We start from the raw sequence: 3,152 nt of genomic DNA on the forward strand, positions 1-3,152 counted from the left end.
AATTACAGTATAGCACAGGAAGTGATTTTTTGCGCTTTTTTACTGTTTTTTTTCAAATAAAAAATCAACTCAAAAATAAAACTGCGCAGTAACTTCTGTATTGACCACAATCAAGCTAAAGAGAGACTGTGTTTTTGTATAATTGATGTTTTAGATGCTAGATTCTTGACCAATTTTGTGAGATTCATACTCATAAAGATGAATCCTAGCTATGTTATGACAGCTTATTTATTTCTAACATAAACTCTGCACATGCCAACAATACTCTCTCATCTGCCCCAAGGGGAAACATCCATTTTCTGTTTGACATAAATTCGAAAGCCTTCTTCATGCAGAAGTTAGTAACCCTTTTACATCTGACATAAATAACCTAGTTCAACCACTTCATAGGCATTACTTCCTGTTTCATTCTTATTTCATACTCTTCGAAAATCTCTTCAAACCACGTCAGCATCGCCTTACCGTATATCTGTGACTGACTTCGTCAGTCTTATCTACAACCTCAAAACAGTGTTTTGAGCAGCTTGCGGCTAGCTTCCTAGTTTGCTCTTTGATTTTCATTGAGTATCAATTATAAACCATGGCATAAAAAAACGAGCATATCCAACTGATACAATGCTCGTTTTTTTACTATTTTAGAGGTTTTTTTGGCTCAACCTCTTTTTGATTACTAAAAATTAAAAAATTCCATGGCCTGTTTGAAAAGCAATTCAGTATACTCTGGGTCTTCTTGAGCAATGGTAACTTGATCTTGAATCATTTCCAAGTCATCTGTTATCATGCCATCTGCTCCCAATTGAACTGATTTATCAAAGGACTCTGAACTATTAATGGTCCAAACGTACAATTTCTGATCGGTATTCCAAAGCTTGTTGACAAAATTTTCATCTAAAGTTGAATACTCCATAGTGTAACCTGTAGCCTTGGTTCTTGGAAAAATACTATTGTAAGGTAGGATGAAATAGACTGGAATTTGTGAATCGTAGGCTAACACTTGGTCAATCACATGGTAGTCTAAGGACTGCATTTGGTGACCATTCTGCTTAAGAACAGTTCCATATTTTCCCATAAAGCGTTTCATCATATCTGGGCTATCTTTTCGACTGGTCTTAATCTCAATAAGGAGTTTTTGATGCAATTCATTGGCTTTATTGAGATAGTCATCAAAACTGGACACCTTGCTATGATAACCATTTTCTGAAATATCAAGTTTGGTTAATTCTTTCAAAGTTAGATCCTGTGGATTGGCATTAACTCCTGTCAGGTTCTTGATATTGGCATCATGCATCATGACAAACTGGCCATCTTTTGTTTCCTGAACATCTGTCTCAACGAAATCTGGAGATAACTGAGCGGTTTTTTCTAGTGATTGGACGGTATTTTGCACACCATTCTTATTGGATACTCCCCTATGAGAAATGATTAAAGGTTTATTGGCGACTGGAGCTTCTAAATAAACATAACCCTCAAGAGTGAAAAAGATACAAGCACAGCCCATCACTCCCCATCTCATCCAGTGGTCTTTCTTTCTCCTTGGTGTAATTTCTAGTTCTTCTCCTGTTAAGAAGGAAACAAATTTAATGAGAAAGTAAGTCAAGGCCATATAGTGGAAATTCTTAATCAAGACAAAGTTAAGAATTCCCAGTACAAGAGATTCCTTATGAGTCAGACCATCCATCAGTGCCTGACTTGCTAATATTGGAATCAATAAAAGAATGAAAAATAGGTAGGTTTTGACGATAATCCAGAGTAAGTTCCAAATATAAAACCAGGAGTGCTTTCTTGTCTTTTCTAGACTGTATTTGACTGCTTCTTTGACTGTTTTTTTCTCAAATAAAAGCTGGGGTAGGGCAAACATCAAACGTATTGAAATGTAAAACAGCAACAAGGCTAGAACAGTGATTACCAAACCGACCAACCAGTACTTATCTTCTACATAGGCTACTATGAATTCCGGAATGACAATTTTATTGAGGTAATAAATCTTTAAAATCTTTCGAATCAATGGAAAGAGCATCATGACATAAAAGAAAATAAAGGCCATTTTTGAAATCGTCACTTGCTTCATAAACAAGAAACTTTGACGAAAGACCTTGCGACTGTACTCCAGCAAGGTCCTCCTTTCATGATAGAGGAGATGGCGAGCTCCGATAAAGAGAAGTCCTATCTGGTAATAGGCAATCAGTAAATTAGCAATTACCAAAACAAATAAAGCAAGACTAACAAATGGCGACCCTTTTATAATGGCAAAAATATTGTTGTAGGAAAGAAAGAGATAGCCTGTCTGACGGAGTAACAGTCCAGCAATCCAAGAATTAAGTGGTAACCAGACAAACTCAATCATCATGAATATCAAGAAAAAGAGAAAGAGAATTTTATCTAGATTAAAGTAGATTTTCCTAAAACCTAGATTTTTAGGTTTTTCAGGTTTCATAGGCACTCCTAGTCAAATAATTGAGACAAGTCCAAGCTGCCAAAAGGATTGTTTGATAAGCTACTTTCTGCCTCTAACAATTCTCTAGCTTGATCTGACTCTAGGAAGGACTCGTAAACACGCGCCGTCATCCGAGCATCCTCCAAGCTATTATGGGACTGACCTTGAAATCCAAGAAACGAGGCAACAGCTTGCAATTTGAGATTGGCAATACCATGTAAATCCGAACTGCGACGTTCAAAAGCTTCATCATACAAATCCACCTTATACTGCTGGCTATAATCTAAACCATGATCCGCTAAAATAGGTAGATCACTTTTAGCAGCATTGTAGCCTACCATGGGTAAAGAACCCACAAACTCTTGGAATTCTTTTATGACTTCCTCCACTGGAGGAGCATCTTTTAAGGTCTCGGCTGTAATCCCAGTCAAACCATTGATAAAACTTTTTAGAGGCACACTAGTATGGACATAGGAATCATAGGCGTCGATTTCCCGACCATCTCTAAAACGCACTGCCGATACTTGAATCAAGTGTGTTTGTCCTTCATGCTGATTAAATTCTAAGTCAAAAGCAATGTAATCTTCTAATCGTTCCATTTTCTACCTCTCCTATACTGTTATTTTATACTCTTCGAAAATCAAATTCAAACTGCGTCAGCTTCGCCTTGCCGTAGATATATGTAACTGACTTCGTCAGTCTTATCTACAACCTCAAA

General features: G+C 36.9%; 2 protein-coding genes and 1 pseudogene. All 3 read right to left on the minus strand.

Annotated elements, in window-relative coordinates; genetic code table 11:
- Positions 1-69: 69 nt before the first annotated feature.
- A pseudogene (locus tag ADH54_RS11965) lies at positions 70-329 on the minus strand (IS5/IS1182 family transposase); the annotation flags it as partial.
- Positions 330-670: 341 nt separating this feature from the next.
- The gene (locus tag ADH54_RS09590; RefSeq protein WP_049524932.1) at positions 671-2,434 is read right to left on the minus strand and encodes a glycerophosphoryl diester phosphodiesterase membrane domain-containing protein; all 1,764 of its coding nucleotides are present in this window, start codon (positions 2,432-2,434) and stop codon (positions 671-673) included.
- A gap of 8 nt (positions 2,435-2,442) precedes the next feature.
- A complete protein-coding gene (locus tag ADH54_RS09595) occupies positions 2,443-3,033 on the minus strand; it encodes a 3'-5' exonuclease (protein ID WP_049524933.1) in 591 nt (196 codons plus the stop codon).
- Between the last annotated feature and the right edge of the window lie 119 nt (positions 3,034-3,152).

The sequence above is a fragment of the Streptococcus pseudopneumoniae genome (assembly GCF_001072315.1).
In the GTDB taxonomy this organism is placed as follows: domain Bacteria; phylum Bacillota; class Bacilli; order Lactobacillales; family Streptococcaceae; genus Streptococcus; species Streptococcus pseudopneumoniae_R.